The sequence below is a fragment of the Veillonella sp. S13054-11 genome (assembly GCF_002959795.1).
GTDB classification, from domain to species: Bacteria; Bacillota; Negativicutes; order Veillonellales; family Veillonellaceae; genus Veillonella; species Veillonella parvula_E.
On the sequence record NZ_PPCY01000008.1, the window covers coordinates 211,959 to 219,527 of the forward strand.

Annotated in this window: 9 protein-coding genes and 1 pseudogene; 1 reads left to right on the top strand and 9 read right to left on the bottom strand. The window is 36.4% G+C overall.

Annotated features, from left to right (window positions below; all coding sequences use genetic code 11):
• Positions 1 to 153 precede the first annotated feature (153 nt).
• Complete coding sequence (locus VPHSUH08_RS08620; protein WP_105087236.1) at positions 154 to 720, top strand: NAD(P)H-dependent oxidoreductase; 567 nt, start codon at positions 154 to 156, stop codon at positions 718 to 720.
• A gap of 137 nt (positions 721 to 857) precedes the next feature.
• Here the strand turns inward: VPHSUH08_RS08620 and VPHSUH08_RS08625 are convergent, their stop codons facing one another.
• The 9 genes and pseudogenes from VPHSUH08_RS08625 to VPHSUH08_RS09530 all read right to left on the bottom strand — a co-directional run.
• The gene (locus VPHSUH08_RS08625) at positions 858 to 1,145 is read right to left on the bottom strand and encodes a DUF2695 domain-containing protein (protein WP_105087237.1); all 288 of its coding nucleotides are present in this window, start codon (positions 1,143 to 1,145) and stop codon (positions 858 to 860) included.
• Between the two features lie 23 nt (positions 1,146 to 1,168).
• A complete protein-coding gene (locus tag VPHSUH08_RS08630) occupies positions 1,169 to 1,675 on the bottom strand; it encodes a YfbM family protein (protein ID WP_105087238.1) in 507 nt (168 codons plus the stop codon).
• An 84-nt stretch (positions 1,676 to 1,759) separates the two neighbouring features.
• On the bottom strand, positions 1,760 to 2,353 hold the full coding sequence (locus tag VPHSUH08_RS08635) for a hypothetical protein (protein ID WP_105087239.1): 594 nt from the start codon (positions 2,351 to 2,353) through the stop codon (positions 1,760 to 1,762).
• 30 nt (positions 2,354 to 2,383) lie between these two features.
• Positions 2,384 to 3,190 carry a hypothetical protein gene (locus VPHSUH08_RS08640; protein WP_105087240.1) on the bottom strand — a complete coding sequence of 269 codons (807 nt, stop codon included), beginning with the start codon at positions 3,188 to 3,190 and terminating at the stop codon, positions 2,384 to 2,386.
• A gap of 72 nt (positions 3,191 to 3,262) precedes the next feature.
• Entirely contained in the window at positions 3,263 to 3,805 is a 543-nt protein-coding gene (locus VPHSUH08_RS08645; protein ID WP_008602078.1) for a hypothetical protein, read from the bottom strand.
• A 37-nt stretch (positions 3,806 to 3,842) separates the two neighbouring features.
• Complete coding sequence (locus VPHSUH08_RS08650; RefSeq protein WP_233189896.1) at positions 3,843 to 4,340, bottom strand: hypothetical protein; 498 nt, start codon at positions 4,338 to 4,340, stop codon at positions 3,843 to 3,845.
• 29 nt (positions 4,341 to 4,369) lie between these two features.
• Positions 4,370 to 5,185, bottom strand: a complete 816-nt coding sequence (locus tag VPHSUH08_RS08655) for a DUF2262 domain-containing protein (protein WP_105087242.1) — start codon at positions 5,183 to 5,185, stop codon at positions 4,370 to 4,372.
• 51 nt (positions 5,186 to 5,236) lie between these two features.
• The gene (locus tag VPHSUH08_RS08660) at positions 5,237 to 6,067 is read right to left on the bottom strand and encodes a DUF6630 family protein (RefSeq protein WP_105087243.1); all 831 of its coding nucleotides are present in this window, start codon (positions 6,065 to 6,067) and stop codon (positions 5,237 to 5,239) included.
• Positions 6,068 to 6,590: 523 nt separating this feature from the next.
• Positions 6,591 to 7,569: pseudogene (locus tag VPHSUH08_RS09530) on the bottom strand (helicase); the annotation flags it as partial.

Below are 7,569 nucleotides of genomic sequence, written 5' to 3' on the forward strand. Positions count from 1 at the left end.
AAACAAAAGGAATTAACAATACACTCTTCCCAACATTTATCGTTATTTACGTTTAGAATAGGTGCTCTTCACTAGACTTTAACTTAATATAGATACCATTTTACTATACAGATTCTTTCAACCTGACGATGATTAACAAGAAAGGAACTAGCCATGAATATTTTAATCATTTACACCTATCCTAATCATCAAAGTTTTAATGACGCTATTCTGAAAGTAGTGCAACAGAATCTTTCAAAAGACCACAATGTGAACACCTTGGATTTATATGAGGAGCAGTTCGATCCCATATTGCGATTTGATGATACGCACAAACGTCGAGATTTAAGCACTGTGCCGGACATGGAAAAGTATCGCAACTTAATTACTTGGGCAGACCAAATCATCTTTATCTACCCAATTTGGTGGAGTGGTATGCCGGCAATGCTCAAAGGCTTTATTGATCGCGTATTTACAGCGGGCTTTGCCTATTCATATGGAAAAAGAGGGCTTATAGGTCATTTACAGGGAAAATCCGCCTGGATCATCACCACCCACAATACTCCCGCCTTTTTGACGCCGTTTATTCAGGACTATGGCAAGGTGTTAAAAAATCAAGTTCTGAAATCCTGTGGCATTAAACCGGTTACACATACCCAGTTGGCTGGCACAGAAAATAGCTCAGACGAAAAACGCCGGCGCTTCTTAGACAAAATCGCTAATATCGCCGGCAGTATTTAACATTTCTAGTATACTATGATTTTTTACCAAAGATTACTTGGTTACCAAAATCACAAATAAATTTACATTAGACTGCTTACAGTTTGCTCTAAGTCAAAAACAAGCTGTATACGAAAACCTTCCCAATTACATAGATATTACTCTTCAAATCTCTCTTCTACATTGTAGAGAACCTCGCAGTCACAACCGCCACCTTCGTTGACGATCCAGTCTAATACGATTTCTACATCTACCTTTTGTTTTTCCAAGAATTCCCTAGTGAAAGTCAAACTATGATCGCAACCGTCATTTTCCTCTAATTTCTCGTCTACATAATCAAAGAGATTCCAAAACAACTCTTCATCCATAGGTAAACTATCTTTAAACGATTGCTTTTGCTCGTCTGCATAAGCTTTCAGCAACTCTTTTTTACGTGCTTTATCCATGATAATAATTTCCTTTTATGAACTTAACAAATCGATACAAGCACATGTCTATTAGCTTCAAGCACTTGTTTATAAAAGCGTTTCATTTGCTCGAAATCATGAAGAAGTTCGTCTCTGATTTCTTCCTCTTCCTCATCGTAGTCCCAGATATTTGGATATAATTCTGCCTCTTTGCAGGCTTTCATATCAAAAGATTCCAGAGCATTTTCAATATCAAACTTCTCTAAGGCCACCACGATATTGGCTAAATGATTGTGTTCTGTATATGCTACATAGTCTGATACATCCTCCACAGCCGTTACGCCTAATACCGCTTGGCTAAGAGGGTTATTATCGTCCTTATGGTCAGTTCCTACTCCGGTAAGCACGAAATGGAGTACATCCCACATCTTGTCGATATCAAGCAATAACTCATCATTTTCTCCCCACTCTTCAACGCTATCAAGGATTCCCTCTTCTTCTGAGCCCATCGCCTTAAGTTCTTTTAAATTCGCATCGCTTAAACAGTTATAATTTGCAATTAATCCCATAGCCCATAACCTCCTAATCCTGTAATCTCAGTAGATATGTAATAATCTGCTATCCCTTTAGATATTTAGTACTCTATCTCTCATTTAGTACTCTATCTCTGTCAGTAAGTCTAGTAAATTAGCTTCTCCTTCATGAGATTTATCTAATAACGGAATAGCTAATAAAAGCACTTCCAGGGAGTAGTAATAGAAGCTAAAGAATAAATCATCAGGAAATACGTCTTCTTCCTCATATCTAAGAACATCTTCGTCTTCATCGTATTCTTCAGACCAAAGGTATTCTTCGTTAAGCATATCCACAAAATGAGGTAATGGATCTGCATGCTCTAGCACGAGACCATCTCGGATGCACTCAGCAATCACAGTAAATAGGTCTACCAATTGTTCTGCTAAATAATGAGCTACTTCATTCTGAGTTCTCTCTTCTAGGGCTTTCTTAAAAATACGAAGCAAGAAAATCATAGCAAATGGTGTAGCATGCCACAACGTCGATTGATGCTCAATATTCTGTGCTAGCTCTTCACCAGCCGCATCAACAGCATCAATACTTTTCATGCTCCACAACACATCAAGCTCTGTAGGAAAATCTGTGGCACGACCGTAAGTTGTGGTTAACCGATGCCACGGTATATCACTGACTTGTACAGTTTCTATATATATTTGAGTGGCTACATCCATCACATCTACTCCCTCTTATTGACACAGTAATTATTGATGAACAATGTCTTTCACCAATTCATACGTTTCTATAAGGCGAAGTCTACCTATTCTTGGCTCATCTGTAATCTCCTCATAGATATCCTCTAGCGTTCCCTCTGGTGCTAGTTTCCATAGTTTGCACGGATATAGTTCAACGGTCCCAATAATTTCCAAATTATTCAGTAACAAACCTAAATCCTTATGGTTAAACCAGCAATCTGTATCGATACCGAAATTTGTATTATCTTTCCGGCAGGCAATTTTGCTGTTTAGAAACTGTTCCATTGTAGGTTTTTCTTTTTGTAAAAGCCGCGTACAGGCTAAATGATATTCGATTTTCCGCGGTGATTGATCCACGTCAGATACAAAGACGGCACCATAGTCGTTTTCAAACTTAACAGCTAATACGTCGCCCACCTTAAAATGAGTTTCTCTCCTCGTTTTAGATTTACGAACCTTAATAGGCTTTGGATTTTCACTTTGTAGCTGTACTGCTAACTTATCTAATACCTTTTGGCGCTGTTTAAGTGCCTTACTATCAATGTCTAGCCAAAACTCATGAGGGCCCTGAGCGATTATGTCTAAGGTTTTCTCTTTGATATCCTCAGACAGATGCCCTATCTTCCATAAAGAATAGGCCACCGCAGTCCAATAAATTTCTGTGTAAAACTCATCAGTACAAAAATTTTGTTCCTCACCTAAGATTTCAGAAATTATAGTATCGACACTGATACCATCCTTGTACCGCTCAACAATAGCATTATAAATATCATGACCGTCATCGCTGTCTATGATCTTTACTCCATCAATTGCCATACGATTCTCCTATTACAACACAAAACCTCTTGAAACACTCTTTTATTGCTGATTATTTTCCCATTTTACATATTAAAAGAATAGACCTTCATAAGCCGTAATACTACCATCTTCTTCATGGTAAAAGCCTTGGTATACAGGTTCTCGATGTGCCGCATCGTAAAACTTTTGCAGTACAGCAGCCAAGTTTGCTTCAGAAGGCATGCCTAGCGCCTTAACAACTGTTTCCCATTCGTCCATTTCTGTATAAGATGTAATTTGAGCATATCGCTCCTTAGCATACGATTCAAGAATTCCTACATCCGTATATTGGCTAGAGTCACAATAGTCATGCCAGCAAATGCTATACACCAATAAACAAATTAAATCGTCTATACTTTCAGCTATGCGACCGCATTCACCTTCGCTACTCATATATCCAATTGATCCATCCTCTAGTTGATGATATTCACCGCCTGCACCATCACGAGCAAAGGCTACTCCATCCACGGAAAAGGTACATCGCCCCTCTACCTCATCACGTTTTGTAGGTTCATCAAGCAGAAAGAAATCAAATAGTGCATCAAAATCTGCTGCCAAGTTAGAATCTTCATGTAATATTTTTAAATAATCCATATTGTTACCTCTTATAGATTCGCCTATTCTCTCTATTTCATCTCTTATTTTCTCGTAATTCTAACAACGCAGAAACCTCGCTCATACTGAGATTAAACATATTGCTTTCTAAATCAATAGGTACAAAATAATAACAAACTATATCTGCACCAAACTCATCTTCTAGCTTTAGCCATTCTGTCCCTGAAAGCACAGTAAATCCGAGCGTATCATCGCCAAGGCTTTCAGCAAACCAGCGCACCTCATAATCAGGTTTAACGAAGTCGTTGAAATATTTGATAGTCACATCCCGGTCTTTCTCATCACCGTAGGGAATTAGCAATTTTTTATTGCCCTTTTGTAGTACAATATCGTCACCATACTGCTTTCCATTGCTAACGGTTTGAATGTCGATAGGCGCATCCATCATATCATTAAAATAACGCACCACATCTTCGTCATCCTCGCGCCAGTCAATCCAGATAATAGCCTCAGAATCAAATAAATCATCTAAATCCATATCATGACTAAAGAAATCTTTGACTAGATTATACATGTCTTCCATGGTCTCTCGCCGTTATAATATTATCCTGCAATATCTGCATCAACAGGGGTCCCATCCGCATCAATATGAGCTATGATACAGTGCCCCCAGAAGATATCGTCATCGTCATAATAGACCTCTATGGAGCCATCGTTACGAAACGCCAATTCGCCCATCGTAATACGCTTAGCAAATACGTCTGATGTAATCGGATCTTGATCGTCATTGTCGAGCCAGTAATTAGCGAGTTCTAACAAGGTCTCACTAATATATGTACTAATTCGTTGTTCAAATGCTTTGAAATTATCGATTGTATTGAAAGCAGCCAATGCTACGGTGCAGCTTTCATCAGAGCCCTCATCCACATCAAGAGTGAATGCATAATCACCAATTCTCGCTGTATAATATTGATACTCTCGATTTAAGAGGAAGTCGCCCCTATCGGTATGAAGGTATTTAGGAGTTTTCAAATAAGCTGACAACACCTCCAACTCGCTATGTTTAGCATGTTCCTCTAACACCTCAAGCACATAATAGCGATTATTCCAAGACGGGCGCATATAGCCCAAGTCCTCTAAGGGTTTCGCTTTCTTAACTAACAATTTATAGACCCCATGAGGCTCAAAAGAATACCCCCATCTATCGTCAAGACCCTCAATAATCCACGTCAAAATGCCTTCGCTACGGTCAAGCACGCCAGTTCGAGTATCTAAAATAGCATCGGTAGACACTAGTGGTCTATGGTACTTATCTAAATAAGGACTAGCCCCATTCGCATCACTGCGTGGCAATGCATAGATTTCAAATACTTCAGATTCAAACTCTGCTTCATATTCTGGTAGACGTACAATACTCATATGACTCTCTCCTACATTATAATCACGCTACTCATCATAATTTCTGTTATATCATGAGCGTTCAGCTACATCGATTCTATGTAATAATTCTTTCGCTAGTTCTTGGGCTGTTTTGAATTCCTCATTTGAAAGCACCATAAGTACAAAGCTATCGGTTCCGATGTCCATGCCTGCTAACGTATAGTTTTCCCATTTAGAATTAAGATCAGCACACCAGTCCATAATAACTTGATCTTCATCTAATGCTGATAGGTCAATAGTTAGATCTTCGCCGGTATCTAAAGACTTGTTACGTATTAATTTCTGTACATAATAAATAAAATCCTCTAATTCACATTTACAGCTTAGCTCTACAGCATATCCTTTAGCTACTAGTTTCTCATAGAAATTCCACCAACTATCTTCTAATTCTTCCATGGAGCGCAACTTAGCCTTGGTCATAAACGATTTAGCTTGTTTAGCATCGCCTAGCAACAACGTTGCTAACTCTGTAAATGTAGGTCGCATCTGATTGATATCTAGATACGCTGCTTCTACACACAAACTACAATCAGGTGCTCTGCGTTTTTTCACAAAGGCCCGCATCATCTTCACTGCATCAGGATAACTTACATCAGCCATACGATACGTCTTACCATCTATGTCTAAGAATATATCTACTGCATCTGGTGTTTTTCCTACACGCGCTTTCATCGCAGTGCAACCATCGATGGCATAAGGTGGATACAATTCTATATACATGAAAAATCCATCATGCATAGCCTTTAGGGTATTATCTATTCCTACTATATTAAAACCATTTCGATTATAATCAGGGCACCTCAAACGCCATTCTTCGTAATCATCAAATAGTTTTTCTTGAATCCAATTGTAAATACTCATATAGACTCTCCACTATACACTGTTGCTTCCATATAATGTTTAACTGAATATGTAACTAAATATGTAACTGAATATATATCTTAATTATATCATTATTAAGGAATACTTATCATAAAGCTTATGTTTAATTAGCATATGAATAATTTTTGATAAAAGCAGGTTTTCAAACCTATTCTGCTCTATAGAAACGGTGTTTTAAATTTCAAAACCTAAAAAGAGCCAAGAATTAAATCTTGGCTCCTAAAAAGGCATAATACTAAAAAACATATGCTCATTAATTATTTTTTTGGTGCGCCTAACCGGAATCGAACCAGTGACACGCAGTTTAGGAATTTTGACCCTATAAAACTCCACATAAAATATTTTTTCATTATACACTAAAAAACACTATATATACGTATTAATGGAACTATATTAATCTTCTATTTACGTCTTATAAGAATTCATTTCCTCAAAAAAATTTATCTAATCATAAAGAAATGGCTTACAAATTGGCTTAATACAACCAAATTTGATTTTTTATCTACCAGCCATAAAGCATAGATACTTCTAAATATTCCTCCTTGTATCTACTATTAGCTAACGCCTTTTTTAGCCCCGCCTCATTAATATTTAACTCACCAAAGCAATCTTTTTTTAGGAACTCTGCAAATTCCTTCTTCAAAAGACTAGCAACTGTTCTTGAAAAACCCCAGTTCTGTAATTCAATTATTATCGGATCTTTAGTTCCATACTCTAAATAGGCTTCCCAGTCAGGCACCTTTTTCTGATTTTTATAAGAATATAAATCCATATAGTTTGAAACATAATTTTTGATTTTGTATTTTATTTTATTTTCTATATCCTTAACAATATTATTAATCACCGTATTAATATGCAGCGGATTTTTTATATCAAAATCAACAATTTTTCTCTTTCCATCAAAATCAAGAAGTTCAATTTTCAATGGTCTACCATTATGCCAAAAATGATTCATACACGCTTGTAATATAACTTTTAATGGTTTTGTTGCAATCCACGCACTCATTAATACTGCATAATATTGTAATTGCTCTTTACTTTTAACTAATGCCGTTTTGCCTTTAGACTCGGTCTTATCCCAATTATATTTCTCATATAAAATATTTAGCAACCTTAAACAGCCTTCGTAATCTGTATTTTCAGGCATATAGTTACTATCATCCTTCAGAATCATATTCTGACTTTTTATATTAATATCAATATTTGACGCGACTATATCAGAAGGTACTATAATTTCTTTTTTTAATTTCCTTAAATGATGAACTCCATTATCTTCAGCATTAATATAATTGTATTTTAAAATAGATTCTCCCGAGATTAATTCATGATATACCAAAATATTACCATATAACTCAATAGTTTTTTCTTCATTTGCACTCATATTCTTACGAGTATATGAAAAATCTTGAAAATAATTACTTATATTCTTATACAAATTCTGATTAGATTTAGTCATAATTAATGGTGTAATAGGATCAATA